Here is a 23,072-nt window from a genome sequence, read left to right as displayed (position 1 = left end):
ACAACATGAATTTCTTAAAATATACCTCATACCTTTATTTAGCTTTTGGAATCTATTTTTTATACGATGGATTTACAAAATGGGATTCAGTTATAGAAACACCATGGTTGAGCTTCATCATTGCAGGTCTTGCCATTTTTATGTTTTTCTTTAGAAGAAAGTTTGCTAAGAAATTTGATGACAGAAATAAACAATCCTAAATAATATGGAAATAAGTATCATAATATTGTGTTTAATACTATGTGCTTTTTTTTCAGGTATGGAGATAGCTTTTATCTCTTCGAATAAAATTTATTTAGAATTAGAAAAAAAACAAGACAATTTTCTTTCTAAAACGCTTACCAAACTTACTGAGAAACCGTCAAAATTCATTGCAGCAATGCTTATTGGCAACAATATTGCACTAGTGGTTTACGGTTTTTTTATGGGCAAAGTGTTGATGGATTGGCTATTGATTTTTGATTTGCATTTTTCAGATTTCACGAGTCTTTTAATTCAAACAGTAATTTCTACATTTATTGTTTTGATAACAGCCGAGTTTCTGCCTAAAGTCTTTTTTCAGATTTATGCCAATTCGGTGATTAAGTTTTTTGCCATACCGGCCTATTTCTTTTATAAATTATTCTATTTCATTTCCACTTTTTTTATTTGGATTTCAGATTTTGTTTTGAAAAGATTTTTTAAAACAGAAGGAGATCAAGTGCAGCTTTATTTTAGCAAAGTTGAATTGGGAAACTATATCAACGAGCAAATGAGCACAGTTGAAGACCATGAAGAAGTAGATTCTGAAATACAGATATTCCGTAATGCATTGGATTTTTCAGGAGTTAAGGCTCGTGATGTAATGACTCCAAGGACTGAAATCGCAGCAATCAATGTGGCGGAATCGCTAGATGATCTCAAAGATTTATTTATATTAACAGGGTATTCTAAAATGGTGATTTATCAAGATTCATTAGATGACATCATTGGTTATGTTCATTCTTTTGATTTGTTCAAAAAACCTTCAACTATAAAAGAGATTGTTATTCCAGTTGAGTTCATTCCAGAAGCAATTTATGTAAAAGATGCTATGAGTTTGCTGACTAAAAAACGAAAAAGCGTTGCTGTTGTATTGGATGAATACGGAGGAACATCAGGAATTCTCACAATCGAGGATATTGTCGAAGAGTTGTTTGGTGAAATTGAAGATGAGCATGATTTAGATGAGGAGATGATAGAAAATGTTTTAGAAGATGGTGCTTTTTTATTTTCAGCTCGTTTTGATGTTGAGTATCTGAATCAGACTTATAAACTGACCATTCCTGAAAGTGATTCCTATGGGACACTTGGAGGATTTATTGTAAATTTTACCAAGGAAATTCCTCAAAAAGGAGATGTGATCACAATCGATAACTATCATTTTGTGATAGAAGAAGCCACAAATAAGAAGATTGAATTGGTTAAAATGACTATCAAAGACTGAGATTCTTTTTTAAATTTAAAAAAAAACAAAAAAAAAACAGTAGTTCTATAATTATTAATTAGATAATTGTATTTTCGCAAACAAAATTTTAAAATAAACAATAATATACAATGGCAGTTTTATCAAAAATTAGACAACATTCCGCTATAATGATTGGAGTTATTGCTCTAGCATTATTTTCATTTATAATACAGGATCTTTTTTCGAGCGGGAGTTTTGGTTCTAGCTCAAAGGATGTAGGAAGCATTAATGGGAAGGATATCGCATTTGAAGACTTTAGACTTAAAGTGAGCAATGTAGAAAAAAGTGGACAAGGAATTTCTTCAACAGAAGCGTCTAGACAAGTGTGGGATCAAGAAGTGACTATCGCTTTGCTTTCTGCTGAATTTGATAAATTAGGATTAAGAGTAGGTGAAAAACATATTTTGGATATCCTTAAAGCAGATCAAAATATTGGTAAAAATCCAATGTTTTTAAATGCTGCAGGAATGTTTGATGTTGCAAAATTTAAAGAATATTTCAAATCAAATCCAGAGCAAGCACAATTTTTAAAAGACAGAGAAAAAAGTGCTGAATTGAATGCTAAATTTCAAATTTATAATACCTTAATTAAAGGGGGTATTTATACAACTGAAAGCGAAGGAAAATTTAATTACGAAATGGGAGCTAACAAAGTGAGCTTTGCTTATGTTGCTGGTTTGTTTTCGACTATTAAAGACAGTGAAATAAAAGTTACTGATGCGGATATTTTGGATTATATGAAAGCAAGTCCAAAAAAATTCAAATCTGAAGAAACTCGTAAAATAGAATATGTTTTAATTGAAGACAAAGCATCTCCAGAAGATGTAAACGAAGTTAAGACTAAGGTTAATTCATTATTGTCAGGAAGTGTAGTTTATAATCAAGCAACTGGTAAAAATGATACTGTAGCTGGATTTAGAAACACTAAAAATGTGATTGAATTTGTAAATTCAAACTCTGATGTGCCTTACGATTCTTCATATGTTGCCAAAAAAGATTTACCTGCAGTTGATGCTGATAAATTATACAACTTAGCTCCAGGAGAAGTTTACGGACCTTATGTTTTTGGAAGTTACTACTGTATTTCAAAATCTTTAGGTAGACAAGCTGGTGTAAATGCAAAAGCAAGTCATATCCTTATTAGTTATGAAGGAGCTCAAGTTCCTAATCAAAGAGAGAAAAGAACTAAAGAAGAAGCTAAAGCTAAAGCGGAATCTGTTTTAGCTCAGGTAACTGCAAATCCAGATAGTTTCTTGATGTTGGCTTTTACAAGTTCAGATGATTCTTCTGCTCAACAAGGTGGAGATTTAGGATATTTTGGTCAAGGTCAAATGGTAAAACCTTTCAATGATTTCGTTTTTAACAATGGTATTGGAAAAGTTGGATTGGTAGAAACTCCATTTGGTTTCCATATCATCAAAATTACTGATAAGCAAGACGGAATTCGTTTGGCAACTGTAGCTCAAAAAATTGAAGCTTCAGAAGCTACTTCTGACAAAGTATTTACACAGGCAACTAAATTTGAAATGGATGTTGCAGATAAAGATTTTAATAAAGTAGCCAAAGATATGGCTCTTACTGTAGCTCCAGCGGTTTCAGTAAAAGCAATGGACGAAAATTTTGGTCCTTTAGGAAATCAAAGAACTATCGTAAGATGGGCTTTTGAAAAAGACTCTAAAGAAGGTGCTGTAAAAAGATTTGAAGTAGCTAATTTAGGTCACGTAATTGCAAAAGTTAAAACTATTGACAATTCTGGATTAGTACCAGTTGATCAAGCTAGACCGTATGTAGAGCAAATTCTTAAAAACAAGAAAAAAGCAGAATTATTAAAAGCGAAAATGAGTGGAAGTTCATTGGAAGCAATTGCTAAAGCGACAGGTACAACTGTACAACAAGCTACTGACGTTACTTTGGAAAATCCAGTTTTAACAGGTGGTGTTGGTCAAGAGCCAAAAGTTGTTGGAAATGCATTTGCATTGGCTGCTAATAAAGTATCTTCTCCAATCGAAGGTGTTACTGGAGTTTATGTAGTGAAAAACATAAGTACTGTTAAAGCGCCAGCTTTAAAAAGTTATGCTGATAATGTAACTAAATTAAAAGCACAAAGTGCTTCTGAAATAAACAGAGTATTGCCAGCTTTAAAAGAAGGTGCTGATATCAAAGACAACAGAAAAGATTTTAATTACTAAACAGTAATTTTCAAACATAAAAAACCCGATACTTATAAACTGCAAGTATCGGGTTTTTTGTTTTATTTATTTTTCAGTTAGAAGCTGTAGTCTATTTCTAATACTGAATTTTGGTAAAATTATAGTATCATTTCCTGATAAGGAATAATGGTTTCAAATCCTTTGGATATAAAATATGAAGCGGGGTTTTCCTTTGAAATAACCAATACAAAATCGCCACCCCATGCGCCAAGACTTTTTATGGTTCCATCAAAATCATAGAACAAGTTTTCTTTGACGGTTTTGGTTTCAAGAATAAAACTCAATTCTTTTTCGTGTTTCTCTAACGCTTGCGCAAAAGTGTTTTCGTCTTTTGCATTCAAAACGATTTGAGTGAGTTGATTGATAATTTCTTTTGTGTCTTCTAAATTGTTTTTTTTCTCTTTATAGGAAGCAATGGCATTTTTGCTGTTTTGCTTTTGGTTTAGATAAACAAAGTATAGATTTTCTACAAATGTTGGTTGGAATTTTACTTTTTCAACAACTGGTTTTCCTTGTTCAAGATGATATAGAATTGGACAGTCGTTTTGCGCACAGGCTATATCATATCCACTGCCTCCAAAACTGTTTTTAAGTAACGTGAAGGCATTTATTTCAAACCATTGGGCAATGTTGTTTATTAAAGTTGAAGAAGTACCCAATCCCCATTTTTTAGGAAAACTCAATTGGGTTGAAACGATATAACCCTCCGAATCTAAAATTGCACTTGGGTTCAACTGATAGGCTGATCGTAAAATGGTAATTAGAGTATTTTTTACAGATTCTTTTTCAAAAGGAGTTGTGGAAATAATTTCCGAAAACAAAATGGTGTCATCAAACCAGATACTTCCGTCGGCATCATAACTTTTCCATTTTATTTCTTGTTTATCGTTTCTTTCAACAATCAGATTCTGTCCAAGTTTTGTGGGTAAAGCCAATGCTTTTGCACCATCAAGAACTAAATATTCTCCTGTTATTAAAAGTTTCCCGTTGCTGTAAAATGTTTTTTTCATTTTTGGAAAATAACCCTGTTATGGTTTTAAACCCTAACGGGGTTGTTAATTGGATTTTCTAAGATTTTCAATATAATCAACTACTGCGCTATGGGAAACAATATTATGCTTGAAGTGTTTTTTTATCAAAATACGTTCTTCTTCATTAGCCTCAAACTGATTTAGAATGTTGTTCAAATGCATTTTCATGTGTCCGTCTTGAATTCCTGTTGTAGTCAATGAACGCAATGCAGCAAAATTTTGTGCCAATCCAGCAACAGCAACAACTTGCATTAATTCTTTGGCTGATGGTTTTTCAAGCATTTCCAGAGATAACTTTACCAAAGGATGAAGTGATGTTAATCCGCCAACTGTTCCTAATGCCAATGGGATTTCCAACCAAAAACTAAAAATTCCATTTTCTATTTTGGCATGAGACAAACTAGAGTAATGTCCTTTTCTGGAAGCATAGGCGTGGATTCCAGCTTCCACAGCTCTAAAATCATTCCCAGTTGCAAGAACAACAGCATCAACTCCATTCATGATTCCTTTGTTGTGTGTTACGGCACGATACGGTTCCACTTCGGCAATTTGTATCGCTTGAATAAACTTGGTCGCAAATTCATGAGGATATTCAATATGTTTTTCAGCTAAATCTTCAATTGGGCAAGAAACTTCTGCGCGAACGATGCAATCTGGAACATAATTTGAAAGAATACTCATAACTATTTGTATGTTTTTTTCTTCTTCGCTAAACATCTCAAAAGTTAATGCTTCTTCTTTTATTGTTTTGGCAAATTGTTCCAAACAAGAGTTGATGAAATTGGCACCCATGCTGTCTTTTGTTTCAAAAGTAGCATGCAGTTGATGGTAATTTGGTAATAAACTGGTTTTGTTTTTTAGAACTATATCCAAAATTCCGCCACCACGTTTTTGCATATTTTTGGTGATGCTTTCGGTTGCTGTAAATAATTTAGATTTTAATTGAGCAAAGAACAACGTCAGTTTTGATTCGTCTCCTTTGTAAATAAAATGTACCTGTCCAATTTTCTCAGTACTGATTACAGTTGCTTTGAATCCGCCACGAGTGGACCAAAATTTTGCTGCTTTGGAAGCGGCCGCAACAACTGAACTTTCTTCAATAGCCATTGGGATTGTACTGTATTTTCCATTGATCAGAAAATTAGGGGCAACACCCAGAGGAATGTAAAAATTAGAAATCGTATTTTCTATGAATTCATCATGTAATTTTTGAATTTTTTCGTCAGAGTTCCAGTAATTTTTAAGTAGTGCTATGGCTTCACTTGGAGTTGAAAAATAGTGATTGGCAATCCAGTTTATTTTTTCTTCTTTGGATAGTTTAGAAAATCCAGCAACAGCGTTGTTCATAGGTATAAATTATAGCTTTATAATCGCAAAGATACACATTCCATTTTATTGCTTTTTTCAAAATGAATCTGTATTTCGAATTCGATTAATTTATTTAGGGAATTGACTTTTTGAGATTTATAATAGAATGAGTGTTATATAATAAGGAGTCTTGTTTTATCATAAAATTCAAATACTACAAAATCAATGGAAAGAATAACTGTGCTTTGTTGGGTTGTTAGAAAAATATTCAGTAAAATTGTTAAAAATATTTTTTTATAACATTTAACAAGGCGAAAGTGTTTTATTTATAAAATTTTCACTAAAATTGTCGCTTTTATAACTTAATCCATATTGTGTAATGAGTATGACATTAAATTAGTACAAATACTAATTATGACATGTAAATTGCATATTTCAAAAGAAAACAAATTTACCTAAATATGAATTCGAATAAGATTACTGCCTTATTTTTCTTTTTGTGTGTTACTGTATTTGGACAACAAAAAATTACCGTTGAAGAAATTTATACAGGCGCTTATCGTGCCAAAGGGATGGATAAATTGCAATCAATGAAAAATACCAATCAATACACGGTATTAAATTCTGACAGAGCAACTAAAAGCATGCAAATCGATCTTTATGATTTTGCAACATTAAAAAAAGTATCAAATCTAATCGATACTAAAAATTTCAAAGAGCTGGCAGACGGAATTGACAGTTATACTTTTGATGATTCTGAAAAAGAGATATTAATTGCTTGTCATTCAAACAAAATTTTCCGCCATTCTTTTACAGCAGATTATTTTTTATATGATATAGCTGCCAAAACACTAACAAAACTTTTTGATTTCCAGGTTCAAGAGCCTACTTTTTCTCCTGATGGAACTAAGATTGCTTACGCCAAAGAAAACAATTTATATGTTTATGATGTAGCTTCGAAAAAATCAACTGCAGTTACTACCGATGGAAAAAAGAATGCTGTAATTAATGGTATTACGGATTGGGTTTATGAAGAGGAATTTGCTTTTGTTCGTGCTTTTGATTGGAGTGCAGACAGCAAAAAACTAGGCTATATCCGTTTTGACGAAAGCGCAGTGCCAGAATTTTCAATGTCGATTTTTCAAAAAAGTTTATATCCAACAGTTGAGACTTTCAAATATCCTAAAGCAGGAGAGAAAAACTCGTTAGTTTCATTGCATTTATACAATGTAGATTCTAAAGCAGTAATAAATGTGGATTTAGGGAAATATAATGATTTTTATATTCCTAGAATAGAATGGACTAATGATGCCAATGTTTTGTCTGCCAAAATAGTGAATCGTCACCAGGATAATTTAGATTTATTATTCGTTGATGGAACTACTGGAGCCTCCAAAGTTGTTTTTAATGAAACAGAAAAAGGTTATATTGATTTTATTGATACAGACAACTTAACTTTCCTGAAGGATAATAGTTTTATTTGGACAAGTGAAAAAGACGGTTTCAACCACATTTATCTTTATGATAAAACGGGAAAACTAAAAAATCAAGTTACTAGAGGAAACTGGGAGGTTACTTCATACTACGGTTTCGACGAAAAAACAAAAACTATTTTCTATCAATCTACTGAAAATGGTTCTATCAACAGAGATATTTACCGCATAGGATTAGACGGAAAAAATAAAGTTCGTTTATCTAAAAATACTGGAACTAATGCAGCGACTTTTAGTCCTAATTTCCAATTCTTCATTAATACTTTCTCAAGTGCTTCTCAGGCTACGACTTATACTTTAAACGAGTCAAAAACAGGGAAAGAAATTCAGGTTATCGAAAACAATCAGGCTCTTACAGCAAAATTGGGAGGGTATAATTTGCCGTCTAAAGAGTTTTTTGTTTTAAAAACAGCTAAAGGAAACGAACTTAATGCTTGGATGATTAAACCAAAAGATTTTGATGCTTCAAAAAAGTATCCTGTTTTTATGTTCCAATATTCAGGGCCAGGTTCACAACAGGTAAATAATGATTGGAACTCTGCAGATGACTATTGGTTTATGATGTTAGCACAACAAGGTTATATTGTGGCCTGTGTTGATGGAAGAGGGACAGGTTTTAAAGGCGCTGATTTCAAAAAAGTAACCTATAAAGAATTAGGAAAATACGAAGTTGAAGATCAAATTGATGCTGCAAAAGTAATAGGGGCCTATCCTTATGTAGATGCTTCAAGAATTGGTATTTTTGGTTGGTCTTATGGAGGTTTTATGGCATCTAACTGTATTTTTCAAGGAGCTGATGTTTTCAAAATGGCAATTGCTGTAGCACCAGTAACCAACTGGCGTTTTTACGACAGTATTTATACAGAAAGATACATGCAAACTCCACAGGAGAATGCAAGCGGATATGATAATAATTCGCCAATTAATCATATAGATAAATTAAAAGGGAAATTCCTTTTGATTCATGGTTCTGGAGATGATAATGTGCATGTGCAAAATTCTATGCAAATGATGGAAGCTTTAATTCAATCCAATAAACAATTTGATTCTCAAATATACCCTGATAAAAGCCACGGTATAAGTGGAGGAAAAACAAGAATTCAATTGTTTACTAAAATGACTAATTTTATCAAAGAAAATTTATAAACCAAATCACAAAAACAAATACCAAAAGAAAAAATGACAGAAACTCAAACGAAAACAGCACATCCAAAAGGACTTTGGGTGTTATTTGGAACCGAAATGTGGGAGCGTTTCAACTTTTACGGAATGCGGGCTTTATTGACCTTATTTTTGGTAAACTCTTTGATGATGAAAGAAGAAGAAGCTTCATTGATTTATGGTGGATTTCTTGGACTTTGTTATTTGACTCCAATGCTTGGAGGTTTTGTTTCGGATCGTTTTTTCGGAAATAGAAATTGTATTTTGTTAGGTGGATTAATGATGGCAGTTGGACAATTATTATTGTTTACCAGCGGAAGTATTTTTGAATCAAACTTAGGGTTGGCAAAAATAATCATGTATTGTGGATTAGGGGTTATTGTTTTTGGGAATGGATTCTTTAAACCAAATATTTCCAGTATGGTGGGAAGTTTGTATCCAAAACAGGAAAAAACAAAATTAGATTCTGCATTTACTATTTTTTACATGGGTATTAACATCGGGGCTTTCCTAGGTCAGTCTATTTGTCCGCTTTTAGGAGATGTTAAAGATGCTACTGGTTTTAGAGATGTTTATGCTTTTAAATGGGGGTTTTTAGCAGCTTCTATCGCAATGCTTTTGGGAACTATTCTTTTTTACATCTTGAAAAATAAATATGTAGTGACTCCGGAAGGAAGACCATTAGGAGGTTTGCCATCTAAAAATATTGCTTCTGATTTTGAAGAAGGAGAAGCTCAAAAAGCTAATTTTTCTAACAAAGCTTTATCTATTGCCGGAATTGCATTTTTAGGTTTAGGCTTGTTTTTTCACTACGTAGTAGGACAAAATTTAATTTATACGCTGATTTATTCAAGCGGTTTGGCTTTGGCAGGATTAATTATTTCAGATTCATCATTGACAAAAATTGAGAGAGACAGAATTTTAGTAATCTATATTGTTTCGTTCTTTATTATTTTCTTCTGGGCTGCGTTTGAGCAGGCAGGTTCTTCATTGACTTTTATTGCAGATAATCAAACAGATAGAAACTTTTTTGGTTTTTTAATGCCAGCTTCGATGGTTCAGATTTTCAACGGATTGTTCGTTGTAATATTGGCAGTTCCTTTTAGTGTATTATGGGATACTTTAAGAGCTAAAGGAAAAGAGCCAATTTCTCCTGTAAAATTAGCAGTTGGATTAGTAATCATATCTTTGAGTTTCTTTATGATCGCGACTCAAGTTTCTTATATTGGAACTTCAGGATTATTGTTGGTTAAATGGTTAATTTTATTATATTTCTTAAACACTTGTGCAGAGTTATGTTTATCCCCAATCGGGTTATCATTGGTAGGTAAATTATCTCCAAAGCGTTTTGCTTCTTTATTATATGGAGTATTCTTTTTGTCTAATGCATCAGGTTATGCATTAGGTGGAACTTTAGGTTCTATCTTGCCGGCAACTGGTGATAAATTTGCAAAAGCAAAAGAATTAGGTATCGATCTTCAAGCAGTTTTAGACAAAACAATAACTCCTACTGCTGAACAATTGGTACTTTTGGATAAGCATCAAATTAGTGCTGCTAATCACTTTTTTGCAGGATTTGAAATTCACAACTTGTATGAATTTTTCATGGTATTTGTTGTCCTTACAGGTATTGCAGCAATATTGTTATTTGCCTTAACACCAGTTTTGAAAAAAATGATGCACGGTGTTAGATAATTTACTAAAATAAAATAGAATGAAACATCATCTTTTTGACAACCTCAAAAAGATGATGTTTTTTTATTTAAACTCTTTTTAATATAATTTAAAATGGAACAAAATTTAAGCCTGGAACAGATACAAAATTTTAAAGGAAAGTATCCTAAACAGTTATGGTATTTGTTTTTTAGTGAAATGTGGGAGCGTTTTTGTTTCTATGGAATGCGTGGAATGTTGGTTGTATTTATGGTTGGTCAATTAGGGATGAACGATAGAATTGCCAATTTGCAATATGGTGCTACTCAAGCTTGGGTATATGCATTTACATTTATTGGAGGTTTATTTGCAGATAAGATTTTGGGCTTGCGTAAATCGTTATTTTGGGGTGGAATCTTAATGATTATTGGAAGTGTTATTCTTTCGATTGATCCCAAAAACTTTTTTTTCATAGGAATCGGGTTTACTATTGTGGGAACAGGATTTTTCAAACCAAATATTTCATCGATGGTTGGTCAACTGTACCAAGATGGCGATCCGAGAAGAGATGCCGGTTTTTCATTCTTTTATATGGGAGTAAATCTAGGAGCATTAATTGGAGGATATATTTGTATAGCAGTTGCCGAGGGTTCTATGTGGCAATCAATGGTTCCTGAACATCTTCGTTGGAATGTAGGTTTTGGCTTTGCTGCAATTGTTATGATTATAAGTCTTTTGACTTTTACACAAACTCAAAAAAAGCTTGGAAATATTGGAATTTCTCCGTTGTTGGAAATTGAAAGTTCCAAAAGGAAAAAAATGGAAACGCTTACTTATGTTGGATCATTATTGATTATTCCTGTAATTATCATCATGGTTGCCAATACTGTTTACACGGACTATTTTATGATGATTATTGGGCCGGCTTCGATTTTATATTTGTTGTATGAGATGAAAAACTTTTCCGCAGCTGAAAATAAAAAATTATTTGCGGCTTTGATTTTCATTATATTCTCTATTTTCTTTTGGGCGTTTTTTGAACAGAGTGGTGGTTCTTTGAGTCTTTTTGCTGTAAATAATTTAAATAACGACATTCTTGGGGTACAATTAAGCCCGAATGGAGTGAACAATTCAGCTAATTCATTCTTCGTAATTGGGTTTGCAGCTTTGGTTGGATTAGTTTGGTTATGGATGGCTAAAAGAAAAATTGAACCGAATACCGTTATTAAATTCGGTTTGGCATTTTTATTTCTGGCTGGCGGTTTTTGGATTTTTTATTACACCAAATTCTTTGCAGGTGCTGATGGTAGAACATCATTAGGATTGTTTACTTTCGGTTGGTTTATCATCACTTTTGGAGAACTTTGTTTATCACCAATTGGTATGTCTGCCATGACAAAACTTTCACCTTTAAAAACACAAGCGGTAATAATGGGTATGTGGTTTTTGGCTAGTGCTTACGGTCAGTATTTTGCTGGATTATTGGGAGCCAATATAGCCGAAGCTTCTGAGCATGCAACTAATCTTGAAAAGTTAAATGTGTATGCCGATGGGTACAAACAATTGGCTATTTATGCTTTGATTGCTGGGATAGTTTTAATAGTTATTTCGCCATTGGTAAAAAAATTAATGCAAGAAGTAAAGTAGCAGATAAATTTTGGTATTATTTTTGTTTAATTTCGTAGATATTAAATACATTTGGGATTAAGGAAAATAAATTTCAAAATTTTATTTGACAAATAAATAACAGATACAAGAAATGAAAAAAATAATTTTAGTTGCATTCTTTTTTATTGGGCTAAGTGTTTCCCAAGCTCAAGAATTAAAATGGTATACAGATGTAAAAGAAGCTATCAAAGTTTCGAATAAAGAAAAGAAACCGTTAATGTTGTTTTTTACTGGAAGTGATTGGTGTGGATGGTGTATTCGTTTACAAAATGAAGTGCTTAAAACTCCAGAATTCAATAAATGGGCAAAAGAAAGTGTTGTACTAGTTGAGTTGGATTATCCTAGAAGAACGGCTCAGTCTGATGAGATTAAAAAACAGAATAACGAATTGCAACAAGCATTCGGAATTCAAGGATTCCCAACCGTTTATTTTGCAAATGCGAACGTGAGCAAAGATGGGAAAGTGAATTTTGAAGGTTTGGGAAGTACTGGATATGTAGCTGGCGGACCAACAGCATGGTTAGCAGTTGCGGATCCATTTGTAAAAAAACCGGCTTTGAGTCCTGAACCAACAAAAGCAAAAAAATCTAAAAAAGCATAAGAAATACAGTTAATTAATTTTATAAAATCCCTTTTCACTAGTTGAGTGAAAAGGGATTTTTTGTTGGGAACAAGTTGCTTTCCATCTTTTTTGGAACGATTTGTAATTGGAGGCATCGACAACAACCATTTTGGGTTTCATGGTTTGTAATAGCCTCTCAAAATTGATTCTTGGCGATTGAGTGAATATTAAAACATCGGGCAGTACGTTTTTTGGATATGCCTTAGAACTGTCTATTAACAGTATTTTTTTTCCTTTAAAATACATCAGATTTTTCAATTTGTTTTTTTCTGTTAATGTGCTAAAGTTGGCCGTGAGATACGAAGTCAGCACTTTATTGGCTTTGACATTTTTTAAAAGACTGTCATTGGCATAAAGATTTGTATTAGCTCCATTTCGTTCTATGAGTTGTGTGTTTTTTGAAGTGTTTAAAACAACAAATTCAACTTGATTTTGAACTTCCCACTTTGTTCCAATAGCAGATAATTGGAAGGTTACAATGGCTATTAATACCCAGATAAAATTTTTAAAGCGTTTTTGTTGGAAAGCAATAATTGTCGTAATAATTACCAAATAACTGCTAAGTAAAAGTGCTGTGTTTAATGGTATGTCTTTGATAATAAATTGTTCCAAAGAAGCAATGAAGCCAATTATTTTGTTCAAATGATAAATACTTATTTCCAAAAATTTTGCAAGATAAAAAGGAACCCAGTTAAAAGAAGCAAAAACCATTACTAGACATCCAACTCCCATAATAATACTTAGGAACGGAATCACGATTATATTCGTAATGAAAAACAATCCTGGAAATTGATGAAAGTAATAAATGCTAAGAGGCAAAGTGCCAATTTGTGCCGCAAGCGAAACGGTTAGTATGTCCCAAAAGTAGTTGACGATTTTGTTTTTTGGTTGCCAAAGGTTTGCAATCAAAGGCTGTAGCCAAACGATAAAAAACAGTGCTACATAACTTAATTGGAAACCGACATCGAATAAAAAGGAAGGTTGAAACAGCAAAATAAGTAAAACGGAAACGAGAAGCGTGTGGTAGATATTGACACTTCTTCTTAAGTATTGTCCAATCGCAACAAACGAAAACATGGTTACAGAACGAACTACCGAAGGCGCCAGTCCTGCTAAAATTCCAAAAAGGAGCATGATTGCGAGCGTAATTAACAGCTTGACAAAAGTACCTTTCTTGGTGTTTGGAAAAGGTTTTAGAGCAAAAGAGACAAACAATAATATAAATCCAATATGTAATCCAGACACCGATAAAATATGCACGGCTCCTGCATATTGATAGTCCTGAATAATTTCGGGATCAATGTCTTGTTGTTGACCCATTATCAGTGCGACAGCAACGTTCAGTTCTTTATTGTTGAATTTGCTTTTCTCTAAATTTTGGATAATCCGTGTTCTTAATTGCGAAGTGTAATACCAAATGTCTTTTGATATTTTGGGATTGAGCTGTATTTGATTTGGTTCGATATAGAGTTGAGCATAGATTTGTTTGTTTTCGAGGTATTTCTGGTAATCGAATTGGTTGGGATTTTTCTGGCTTGTATTTTTATATAAAAGCGCATCGATTTTTAATTGGCTGCTAATGGCAAATGAATGTTTTGTGCTGTCTTTGTTGATGTTGAGCAGAATTCGACCAGATGCTTTTTCTTGGTCAATCGAATTTAGTATGGCAATATAACGTTCGTTGAAAACGGTGGATTTTAGTTTTTCCCGTAATGTCAATGTGAAAGTATGTTTTTTTTCGAAGATGTTTTTGTAATGGGTGTAATTGTTTTTTTGATTAGAATCGGTATGGATAGTTTGTGTGGTGATACCAATGGAAAAGGCAAGGATATAAGTCGCTATCCCAAAATGCAGTTGAATTTTTTTGTTTTTTTTACTTGAATAATATGATCTGAAAATAATTATAATTGCTATAGCCAGAAAAGCAAATACAATAGGAAGAATTGGTTTTAGGAAATAGGCGAGTAGTATTCCTGCGATAAAGGCTATTGTAATTCTGGCTAGGGGGAATTGTAATACTTTCATATTACTAAAGTACAAATATTTTGTAAGAAATAAAACCTTTTTTAAGCTACTTAACTTGATTTCGATTAGCACAGCAAAAAAATCAATCTGAAGTAAGCAACAATCTGTCAGAAGATTGTGATTGGGAGTCCGAAGCTCGTATCAGGGTATTATTTTTTCTTTGGATGCTCAATTTTATTGGACGGAGCTCAATAAAAGTGAAAACAAAGAAAATTTACATTTTGCAAGGTTGCAACCTTTATTTCTTATATTTGAAAAGGTCCAAATTGGATTTTTGTCAGGCTAAAGTGTTTAAATCGGTGGAGTAGGGTGGTTTTGTCAGGTTATCAGTAAGTTAGTAACAAGTATGTCGCACAAGACGAAAAACATCTAGAAAACTATATTATGGATATTGAAATCAAAAAAATTAATTCCTCAGAAAATGAAATAGTAGGTGAACTATTTAATAAATATCGAATATTTTACAAGCAATCAAATATTGAACTTGCAAAAACATATACAAAAGAGCGTCTAGAGAAAAATGAAGCGCAAATATATGCTGCATTCAAAAAGGAAAATCCAAATCCTGTAGGTTTTATGCTGCTGTACCCAAAATCTTCTTTTGTTTCCACTAAAAAGAATTGGCATATTGGATATTTATTCGTCGAGATAGACCAAAGAAAAAGGGGTATTGGACAAAGATTAGTCAACACAGCATTAAATTTTGCAAAAAATGAAGGAGCAAATTTCATATCATTGAACACTGAAACTGACAATTATCCTGCTCAAAAACTATATGAAAACATTGGTTTTGTAAAGGAAGGACATTTTTCGGGTTATTTATATTATCAATTTAATCTCTAAAATAATACTCAAACTTAGGTAAGTATGTCTTTTATTGACATCGTTTGTTTTGCGTGAGGGATAGCAGCAAGCTACCAAAGTAGCGCGAATAGCCCGACACCATAAAGAAAAGGAGCCGAATCACCGCAACGATGATTTGGCTCCTTTTCTTTATGGTGGCACGCCCAAATAATCTTTAAATTACTTTATGGAATCAACAATTAAATGAGCTGTTTTTTTGCTGGCGCCTATTCCACCTAGTTTTTCTTCCAGTAAATCGTAGTTTTCGAGAAGTGTTTTGCGATAGTTCGGCTCCAGAATTTTGGCCAATTCTTCTCTAATGCGCTTGGTGGAGCAATCGTCCTGAATTAATTCGGTTACAACTTCCCTGTCCATAATTAGGTTGACCAGCGAAATGTATTTTAGGGTGATGATGCGTTTGGCGATTTGATAAGAAGCCCAACTTCCTTTATAGCAAACCACTTCGGGAACTTTGAAGAGGGCCGTTTCGAGCGTAGCCGTTCCTGAGGTTACCAGTGCAGCCGTGGCGTTACGCAATAAAGCATAGGTTTTGTTTGAGATAAATTTTATGTTTTCGCCAGAAATGAATTGTTGGTAAAATGATAATTCCTGGCTTGGCGCTCCTGCAATCACAAATTGATAATCGGGAAAATCCTTAACAACACTTAGCATCACCGACAGCATTTTGCTGATTTCTTGTTTTCGGCTTCCGGGTAAAATGGCGATAATTGGTTTTTCGGACAATTGGTTTTCGGCTCTAAAAGTATTGGCGTCAACACCCGATTGATTGTGGATGGCATCAATTAATGGATGTCCGACAAATTCAACTGGGAATTTATGCTTGACTTCATAAAAGTCTTTTTCGAAAGGCAAAATCACGTACATTTTGTCGATATCGTGCTTGATGGCCGTGATTCGGTTTTCTTTCCAAGCCCAAATTTGTGGGGAAATATAATAATGGTTTTTGTACCCGACTTGCTTTGCCCATTTGGCAATTCGCATGTTGAAACCAGGGTAATCAATGTAAATAATTACGTCTGGTTTGAATTGCGTAATGTCATTTTTGCAAATAGTGATATTATTCAAAATGGTTTTCAAGTTGAACGCCACCTCGATAAATCCCATAAAAGCCAATTCACGATAATGTTTTACCAAAGTCCCGCCTACATTTTGCATCAAATCGCCACCCCAAAAACGGATGTTGGCATTTGGGTCTTCTTCATAGAGTGCTTTCATCAAATTGGAACCGTGTAAGTCTCCAGAAGCTTCTCCTGCAATAATATAGTATTTCATTTTTGTGTATTTTTTAGTAGTTGCTGAGATTCTAAGGTACTAAGATTCTAAGATTAAAGCAGAGATTTTCAAAAAAACTTAAAAACCTAGAACCTCAGTAACTTAGAGGCTATTTTTAAAGAAACAAAGTAACAATAGTCAGTGCAATAACTGCCAAAACGACACCTCTTGCCATGAGTTCTTTATTCATTTTTAATAAAACTCCGAAGGCTATTAAATCCATTATAGAGCCTAGGGTGACAATTTTTCCGAGTTGGCCTTCGTTTTTCATAGATTGGATTCCGGCTAAAAAATCGGTGTGCATAGCCAGCGTGATGTAAAGGAACATTCCGAAGAAGGAAGCTAAAATTCCTATTATGAATCCGATGAGTAAGTCTGTTTTCTTCATTTTAATCTCTTTTTTATTTAATCCAATCTCTTTTAGTTAGGTTTTGTATGGCGTGATGTGCTGTTAAGTCAAATTGTACGGGAACTATAGAAATAAATCCATTTTGTAATGCCCATTCATCAGTGTCTTCACCTTTGTCTTGGTTAACAAATTCACCTGTAAGCCAGAAGTAGTCTTTGCCTTGTGGGGTTTGTCTTTTGTCAAATTTTTCGACCCAAAGGGCATTCGCTTGACGACAAATTTTGATTCCCTTGATTTCTTTTTCTTTTAATTTTGGAAAATTCACATTCAAAACAACACCTTCTGGAAGTTTGTTTTTTAAAACTTCGAGTGTAATGGTTTTGATGTGGGATTTTATTTGGTCGAAATCGGCGTTCCAATCATAGTCCAATAAAGAAAAACCAATGGCTTGAATGCCTTCGATTCCAGCTTCAACAGCGGCGCTCATTGTTCCCGAATAAATAACATTTATCGATGAGTTGGATCCATGATTAATTCCTGAAACGCAAAGATCTGGTTTTCGTTTGAGAATTTCATGTACGCCTATTTTAACACAATCTACAGGAGTACCAGAACAACTGTATTCTATAATTGCATCTGTATCTTTTGAAATTTTATTGAGGTGAAGTGTGTTATTTATGGTAATGGCATGACCCATTGCGCTTTGAGGTTTGTCTGGTGCGACAATAATAACGTCACCAATTGTGGCCATTACTTCGGTTAAAGCTTTTATTCCTGGAGCAGAAACTCCATCGTCATTTGTTATTAGTATTAAAGGCCTTTCATTTTTCATTTCAATGGTGTTAAAAAGATATAAATTTTCATAAATTTTGACTTCAGAAACAAATGTACTAACACAAAATCTTATATTGCGAACAAATAAAATATATTTTTTGCCTAACTTTTTTTAAAAGAAAAAAAAATCTATTTTATACCTTTAACAAAAAATTATGTAGGTATCTAGGGGGGTGACATAGTTTTTAATGTAACTTAGATAAAAAAATTGATGAATTCTATTATTAGCTTTATGAAAAGAAATTATAAAATACTCATAGCTGTGGTATGCCTTTCTGCTACCTTATTCGCCTTTAATATTAATTCAAAAAAATCGATAGATCCAGAGAGAGATAAACTGCTTTTGGAGTTATTGACATTTGTAATTGAAAAAGGTCATTATAATCCTGCTGTAGTAGATGACAACTTTTCAAAAGGGGTTTACAAGGATTATATTGCGGCTTTGGATCCTTCAAAGCGTTTCTTTTTGCAATCGGATATTAATGAGTTTTCCAAATTTGAATTGGAATTGGATGATCAGTTGATTAATAAAGATTTGACTTTCTTTAATCTTACTTACGATCGTTTGATGCTTCGTATGGAGGAAAGTAAAAAAATATTTAAAGACATTTTAAGCAAACCTTTTGATTATAGTGTCGAAGAGGATTTTAATGTAGATTATGATAAAGCTCCCTATGCTAAAAACAGTGCAGAATTGAAGGAGAAATGGAGAAAACAAATTAAATTATCTACACTTTCGTCTTTTACCGATAAACAAAAATTGGAAGCAGACAGAAAAGGAGGGAAAGAAGCAGCGTTTAATACAAATTCATCTTTGACAGATAAGCAAAAAGAGGAAGAGGATAAAAAGTTGAATGATCCTAACTATGTTCCAAAATCTGATGCGGTTTTAGAAAAAGAAACAAGAGAAAGTTCCTTGAATTCATTAAATGAGTCCTTTGGATTTATGAATGATTTAAAAAGAGATGATTGGTTTACATTGTACATCAATTCTATTATGTCTCGTTTTGATCCGCACACGACTTATTTTGCTCCTGAAGAAAAAGAAAGATTTGACGTGAGTATGAGTGGTAAGCTTGAAGGAATTGGAGCCAGATTACAAAAGAAAAATGATTACACTGAAATTTCAGAATTAATATCAGGTGGACCAGCTTGGAGAGGAAAGCAATTGGAAGCGGGAGATTTAGTAATGAAAGTGGCTCAAGGTAATGGCGTTCCAGTTGATGTTGTGGGAATGCGTTTGGACGATGTTGTTAAAAAAATCAAAGGGCCAAAAGGTTCTGAAGTTCGTCTTACGGTGAAAAAAGTGGATGGAACTATTCAAGTGATTTCTATTATAAGAGACATCGTTGAGATAGAAGAAACTTATGCCAAATCTAGTGTAGTTGAGAAAAATGGTGTAAAATATGGCGTTATTTATTTGCCTAAATTTTATATTGACTTTGAAAATAAAGACGGAAGAGATGCTGGCAAAGATATTGCTTTAGAAGTAGATCGTTTGAAAAAAGCGGGAGTAAAAGGTATTGCTCTTGATGTACGTGATGATGGAGGAGGATCTTTGTCGACTGTTGTTGATATTGCAGGTTTGTTTATTGAGCAAGGACCAATCGTTCAAATAAAATCAGCTGGTAAGAAAAAAGAAATCTTATACGATACTGATAAAAAAATTGAATGGGATGGACCATTGGTAATTATGGTGAATGAATTTTCGGCATCGGCTTCAGAGATTTTGGCAGCTGCTATCCAAGATTACAAAAGAGGAATCATCATTGGAAGCAAGCAAACTTATGGTAAAGGAACTGTTCAAAATGTGATCGACTTGAATCAATTTGTTCGTAATAGTTCTGCTGGAGATCTAGGTGCATTGAAAACAACTACTCAGAAGTTTTATAGAATCAATGGAGGTTCAACCCAGTTAGAAGGAGTGAGTAGTGATGTGGTTATGCCAGATCGTTATGCTTATTTGAAAATGGGAGAGCGTGATGAAGAAAATGCAATGCCATGGGATAAAATTGATCCAGCTCCTTATGCCGTTTGGACTAATACTTCAAAATTCGATCAAGCTATTGATAATAGTAAAAAGAGAATTGAAAATAATGCTCAGTTTAAATTGATAGAGGAAAATGCTAAATGGATTGACAGCAGAAGTAATGAAAATAATTATAGTCTAAATATTGATAAATTTAAAATTGCCCAAAATCAAATTGAAGAAACTGCCAAAAAATTTAGACCGATAGTTGATTATAAAAACAATTTAAAATTTACCTCATTACCTTATGAATTGGAAGGAATCAGCAAAGATCCTGTTCTAAAAGAAAAGAGAGAAAGATGGCATGAAAGTTTAGCTAAAGATATTTATGTTGAAGAAGCTTTAAATATTTTGGATGATTTACAACCAAAATCAATTGTGAAAACCAATATTCCTGGAGATAAAAAGAAGTTGGTTAAATCATAAATTTTAAAAGATATCATAGTAATTAGAAACGCTTCAATTTTTGAAGCGTTTTTTTTATGGATTAAAATAGTAAATGTTAAATAATGGAATGAACTGCTTTTCAGTTCATTGATTTGTATAAGTTAAAAAAACTAATTTATATCTTTAACAAAATTTTATTGAGTTGTCGATGTAGTTGGCATGGTTTTTAATGTACTTTAGAAAATACTTTAGTTTATGCAATGAGCATGATAAATAAAATGTCACAAATGCAAACGCATGTAAGTGAATTTTCTTCATCCCGAGTGCTATCGGGAAATCAAAAAACAATATGTTACATATGAAAAGAAATTATAAAAAACTCATAGCAGTAGTATGCCTTTCAGCTACCTTATTTGCCTTTACAGTTAATTCAAAAAAATCGATAGATCCAGATAAAGACAAATTGCTATTGGAATTATTGATGTTCGTAATAAAGAAAGGACACTATAATCCTGTAACCATTGATGACAATTTTTCAAAAGGTGTTTATAAAGAGTATATAGAAGCCTTAGATCCGTCTAAACGTTTCTTTCTACAATCTGATATAAATGAGTTTTCTAAATTCGAATTAGAATTGGATGATCAGTTAACGAATAAAGATTTCACTTTCTTTAATCTTACTTATGATCGTTTGATGCTTCGTATGGAAGGTGGGAATAAAATATCCAAAGAGGTATTAAGTTCGCCTTTTGATTATAAAAGCGATGAGGATTTTAATGTGGATTACGATAAAGCACCGTATGCTAAAAATAGCACTGAGTTGAAAGATAGATGGAGGAAACAAATTAAGTTATCTACACTTTCTTCTTTAACCGAAAAGCAGAAATTAGAAGAAGATAAAAAAATTAAAGATCCGACTTATGTTGTAAAATCTTATGATGTGTTGGAAAAAGAAACAAGAGAAAGCTCGATGAAATCGTTGAATGAGTCTTTTGTGTCACTGAATGAATTGAAAAGAGAAGATTGGTTTACATTGTATATCAATTCTATTATGTCTGAATTTGACCCTCATACTTCTTATTTTGCGGCTGAAGAAAAAGAAAAATTTGATGAGAATATAAGTGGTAAATTTGAAGGTATTGGTGCTCAGTTACAAAAGAAAAACGATTATATCGAAGTCTTAGAGCTTATTTCAGGAGGGCCTGCGTGGAAAGGAAAAAAATTGGAAAAAGGAGATTTAATTATTAAAGTAGCTCAGTCCAACGGTGTTGCTTTAGATATAGTAGGAATGCGTTTGCCCGATGTTATAAAAAAAATAAAAGGACCAAAAGGTTCTGAAGTTCGTCTGACAGTAAAAAAAGCAGATGGTACAATACAAATTATTCCAATCATTAGAGATATTGTTGAGATTGAAGAAACCTATGTAAAATCAAGCATTGTTCAAAAAAACGGTTTGAAATATGGGGTTATTTATTTGCCTAAGTTTTACATTGATTTTGAAAACAAAGATGGAAAAGGAAGAGATGCTGCTAAAGACATGGCTCAAGAGGTAGATCGTTTAAAAAAAGCGGGTGTAAAAGGTATTGTTCTTGATGTTCGTGATGATGGGGGCGGTTCTTTGGAGGCAGCTGTAAATATTGCAGGTTTGTTTATAGAAGAAGGACCTATTGTTCAGGTTAAATCAGCTGTAAAAAAGGAAATTCTGTATGATACTGATAAGAAAATAGCATGGGATGGACCATTGGTAATTATGGTAAATGAATTCTCCGCTTCGGCTTCAGAGATTTTGGCTGCTGCAATGCAGGATTATAATAGAGGAATAATTGTTGGGAGTAAGCAAACCTATGGTAAAGGGACTGTTCAAAGGGTAATCGACCTGAATCAATATATTGGGAAAAGTGCCTTCGGGGATTTAGGAGCTTTGAAAACGACTATTCAAAAATTCTACAGAATTAATGGTGGTTCAACTCAACTAGAAGGAGTAAGCAGTGATATAGTAATGCCAGACCGTTATGCTTATTTAAAGATGGGAGAACGTGACAAAGCAAATGCATTGACTTGGGATAAAATTGATTCAGCTACTTATACCGTTTGGAATAATACTTCAACATTCAATCAAGCTATTATTAATAGTAAAAAGAGAATTGAAAATAATGTTCAATTTAAGTTAATCGAAGAAAATGCCAAATGGGTTGACACTAGAAGTAATGAAAATGAGTATAGCTTAAATATAGATAAATTTAAAGTGGCTCAAAATCAAATTGAAGAGACATCTAAGAAGTTTAAGCCAATTGCTGATTATAAAAATAATTTAGAATTCACTTCTTTGCCTTATGAATTAGAAGGTATTCGTAAAGATCCTGTTCTAAAAGAAAAAAGGGAAAGATGGCATGAAAGTTTGTCAAAAGACATTTATGTTGAAGAAGCTTTAAATGTTTTGGATGATTTACAACCAAAAACAATTGTGAAAGCCAACACTGCCATCGATAAAAAAGATAAGTTGGCTAAATCATAAAAGAATGTTTTTAAGTAAAAAAAGCAGGCTGTCTAAAAAATATAGACAGCCTGCTTTTTGTTATGGGGACGTTTCATTAGATAATTTAACGATTGTGTTGAGATTGCATTGTCTTTTATTTTAAATAATTAGAGATCTTTAGGGTTATATTAGGCAAATATTGGG

At 33.0% G+C, this 23,072-nt stretch carries 16 protein-coding genes; 10 read left to right on the top strand and 6 right to left on the bottom strand.

All coding sequences use genetic code 11. The annotated features are described in order from the left end of the window. The first annotated feature begins 5 nt into the window (after positions 1 to 5). From J2W95_RS17190 to J2W95_RS17180, 3 genes are all read left to right on the top strand, one after another. Positions 6 to 200, top strand: a complete 195-nt coding sequence (locus J2W95_RS17190) for a hypothetical protein (protein ID WP_310009241.1) — start codon at positions 6 to 8, stop codon at positions 198 to 200. 5 nt (positions 201 to 205) lie between these two features. Continuing rightward, a complete protein-coding gene (locus tag J2W95_RS17185) occupies positions 206 to 1,465 on the top strand; it encodes a hemolysin family protein (protein ID WP_310009240.1) in 1,260 nt (419 codons plus the stop codon). Between the two features lie 110 nt (positions 1,466 to 1,575). After that, positions 1,576 to 3,675, top strand: a complete 2,100-nt coding sequence (locus J2W95_RS17180) for a peptidylprolyl isomerase (RefSeq protein WP_310009238.1) — start codon at positions 1,576 to 1,578, stop codon at positions 3,673 to 3,675. A gap of 119 nt (positions 3,676 to 3,794) precedes the next feature. Here J2W95_RS17180 and J2W95_RS17175 read toward each other — a convergent pair whose 3' ends face one another. Both J2W95_RS17175 and J2W95_RS17170 read right to left on the bottom strand, forming a co-directional pair. Beyond that, the gene (locus J2W95_RS17175; RefSeq protein ID WP_310009236.1) at positions 3,795 to 4,706 is read right to left on the bottom strand and encodes a GYDIA family GHMP kinase; all 912 of its coding nucleotides are present in this window, start codon (positions 4,704 to 4,706) and stop codon (positions 3,795 to 3,797) included. Positions 4,707 to 4,751: 45 nt separating this feature from the next. Beyond that, the gene (locus J2W95_RS17170) at positions 4,752 to 6,074 is read right to left on the bottom strand and encodes a hydroxymethylglutaryl-CoA reductase, degradative (RefSeq protein ID WP_310009234.1); all 1,323 of its coding nucleotides are present in this window, start codon (positions 6,072 to 6,074) and stop codon (positions 4,752 to 4,754) included. A 422-nt stretch (positions 6,075 to 6,496) separates the two neighbouring features. On the opposite strand from J2W95_RS17170, the gene J2W95_RS17165 reads away from it, so the two are divergent. The 4 genes from J2W95_RS17165 to J2W95_RS17150 all read left to right on the top strand — a co-directional run bounded on the left by J2W95_RS17165 (position 6,497) and on the right by J2W95_RS17150 (position 12,611). Further along, complete coding sequence (locus J2W95_RS17165) at positions 6,497 to 8,674, top strand: S9 family peptidase (RefSeq protein WP_310009232.1); 2,178 nt, start codon at positions 6,497 to 6,499, stop codon at positions 8,672 to 8,674. 33 nt (positions 8,675 to 8,707) lie between these two features. Further along, positions 8,708 to 10,384, top strand: coding sequence for a peptide MFS transporter (locus J2W95_RS17160; RefSeq protein ID WP_310009230.1), 1,677 nt, complete (start codon positions 8,708 to 8,710; stop codon positions 10,382 to 10,384). A 93-nt stretch (positions 10,385 to 10,477) separates the two neighbouring features. Further along, entirely contained in the window at positions 10,478 to 11,989 is a 1,512-nt protein-coding gene (locus J2W95_RS17155) for a peptide MFS transporter (RefSeq protein WP_310009228.1), read from the top strand. A 112-nt stretch (positions 11,990 to 12,101) separates the two neighbouring features. Further along, a complete protein-coding gene (locus tag J2W95_RS17150; protein WP_310009226.1) occupies positions 12,102 to 12,611 on the top strand; it encodes a thioredoxin family protein in 510 nt (169 codons plus the stop codon). A 9-nt stretch (positions 12,612 to 12,620) separates the two neighbouring features. Here the strand turns inward: J2W95_RS17150 and J2W95_RS17145 are convergent, their stop codons facing one another. Then, positions 12,621 to 14,657: a ComEC/Rec2 family competence protein gene (locus tag J2W95_RS17145; RefSeq protein WP_310009224.1), complete on the bottom strand. Its 2,037-nt coding sequence runs from the start codon at positions 14,655 to 14,657 to the stop codon at positions 12,621 to 12,623. 384 nt (positions 14,658 to 15,041) lie between these two features. On the opposite strand from J2W95_RS17145, the gene J2W95_RS17140 reads away from it, so the two are divergent. Next, on the top strand, positions 15,042 to 15,500 hold the full coding sequence (locus tag J2W95_RS17140; RefSeq protein ID WP_310009222.1) for a GNAT family N-acetyltransferase: 459 nt from the start codon (positions 15,042 to 15,044) through the stop codon (positions 15,498 to 15,500). 180 nt (positions 15,501 to 15,680) lie between these two features. Here J2W95_RS17140 and lpxB read toward each other — a convergent pair whose 3' ends face one another. From lpxB to surE, 3 genes are all read right to left on the bottom strand, one after another. Continuing rightward, the gene (gene lpxB / locus J2W95_RS17135) at positions 15,681 to 16,793 is read right to left on the bottom strand and encodes a lipid-A-disaccharide synthase (RefSeq protein WP_310009220.1); all 1,113 of its coding nucleotides are present in this window, start codon (positions 16,791 to 16,793) and stop codon (positions 15,681 to 15,683) included. A 115-nt stretch (positions 16,794 to 16,908) separates the two neighbouring features. Beyond that, on the bottom strand, positions 16,909 to 17,181 hold the full coding sequence (locus J2W95_RS17130; protein ID WP_310009218.1) for a hypothetical protein: 273 nt from the start codon (positions 17,179 to 17,181) through the stop codon (positions 16,909 to 16,911). A 13-nt stretch (positions 17,182 to 17,194) separates the two neighbouring features. Further along, positions 17,195 to 17,974 (bottom strand): 5'/3'-nucleotidase SurE, encoded by a 780-nt coding sequence (gene surE / locus J2W95_RS17125; RefSeq protein ID WP_310009216.1) that lies wholly within the window; start codon positions 17,972 to 17,974, stop codon positions 17,195 to 17,197. Positions 17,975 to 18,187: 213 nt separating this feature from the next. Between surE and J2W95_RS17120 the strand changes: the two genes are divergently transcribed. Beyond that, the gene (locus tag J2W95_RS17120) at positions 18,188 to 20,431 is read left to right on the top strand and encodes a carboxy terminal-processing peptidase (protein ID WP_310009214.1); all 2,244 of its coding nucleotides are present in this window, start codon (positions 18,188 to 18,190) and stop codon (positions 20,429 to 20,431) included. A gap of 319 nt (positions 20,432 to 20,750) precedes the next feature. Then, positions 20,751 to 22,907, top strand: coding sequence for a carboxy terminal-processing peptidase (locus J2W95_RS17115; protein WP_310009212.1), 2,157 nt, complete (start codon positions 20,751 to 20,753; stop codon positions 22,905 to 22,907). Positions 22,908 to 23,072 lie beyond the last annotated feature (165 nt).

Source organism: Flavobacterium granuli (assembly GCF_031456055.1).
Taxonomy (GTDB): Bacteria; Bacteroidota; Bacteroidia; order Flavobacteriales; family Flavobacteriaceae; genus Flavobacterium; species Flavobacterium granuli_A.
This window is presented reverse-complemented; position numbering and strand designations above follow the sequence as displayed.

What these genes read in the sequence shown, in the direction of transcription:
- J2W95_RS17165 (WP_310009232.1), top strand. Translation starts at nt 6,497, where the DNA reads ATGAATTCGAATAAGATTACTGCCTTATTTTTCTTTTTGTGTGTTACT.
- lpxB (WP_310009220.1), bottom strand. Translation starts at nt 16,793, where the DNA reads ATGAAATACTATATTATTGCAGGAGAAGCTTCTGGAGACTTACACGGT.
- J2W95_RS17170 (WP_310009234.1), bottom strand. Translation starts at nt 6,074, where the DNA reads ATGAACAACGCTGTTGCTGGATTTTCTAAACTATCCAAAGAAGAAAAA.
- J2W95_RS17140 (WP_310009222.1), top strand. Translation starts at nt 15,042, where the DNA reads ATGGATATTGAAATCAAAAAAATTAATTCCTCAGAAAATGAAATAGTA.
- J2W95_RS17175 (WP_310009236.1), bottom strand. Translation starts at nt 4,706, where the DNA reads ATGAAAAAAACATTTTACAGCAACGGGAAACTTTTAATAACAGGAGAA.
- J2W95_RS17150 (WP_310009226.1), top strand. Translation starts at nt 12,102, where the DNA reads ATGAAAAAAATAATTTTAGTTGCATTCTTTTTTATTGGGCTAAGTGTT.
- J2W95_RS17130 (WP_310009218.1), bottom strand. Translation starts at nt 17,181, where the DNA reads ATGAAGAAAACAGACTTACTCATCGGATTCATAATAGGAATTTTAGCT.
- J2W95_RS17185 (WP_310009240.1), top strand. Translation starts at nt 206, where the DNA reads ATGGAAATAAGTATCATAATATTGTGTTTAATACTATGTGCTTTTTTT.
- J2W95_RS17145 (WP_310009224.1), bottom strand. Translation starts at nt 14,657, where the DNA reads ATGAAAGTATTACAATTCCCCCTAGCCAGAATTACAATAGCCTTTATC.
- J2W95_RS17120 (WP_310009214.1), top strand. Translation starts at nt 18,188, where the DNA reads ATGAATTCTATTATTAGCTTTATGAAAAGAAATTATAAAATACTCATA.
- J2W95_RS17160 (WP_310009230.1), top strand. Translation starts at nt 8,708, where the DNA reads ATGACAGAAACTCAAACGAAAACAGCACATCCAAAAGGACTTTGGGTG.
- J2W95_RS17155 (WP_310009228.1), top strand. Translation starts at nt 10,478, where the DNA reads ATGGAACAAAATTTAAGCCTGGAACAGATACAAAATTTTAAAGGAAAG.
- J2W95_RS17115 (WP_310009212.1), top strand. Translation starts at nt 20,751, where the DNA reads ATGAAAAGAAATTATAAAAAACTCATAGCAGTAGTATGCCTTTCAGCT.
- J2W95_RS17180 (WP_310009238.1), top strand. Translation starts at nt 1,576, where the DNA reads ATGGCAGTTTTATCAAAAATTAGACAACATTCCGCTATAATGATTGGA.
- surE (WP_310009216.1), bottom strand. Translation starts at nt 17,974, where the DNA reads ATGAAAAATGAAAGGCCTTTAATACTAATAACAAATGACGATGGAGTT.
- J2W95_RS17190 (WP_310009241.1), top strand. Translation starts at nt 6, where the DNA reads ATGAATTTCTTAAAATATACCTCATACCTTTATTTAGCTTTTGGAATC.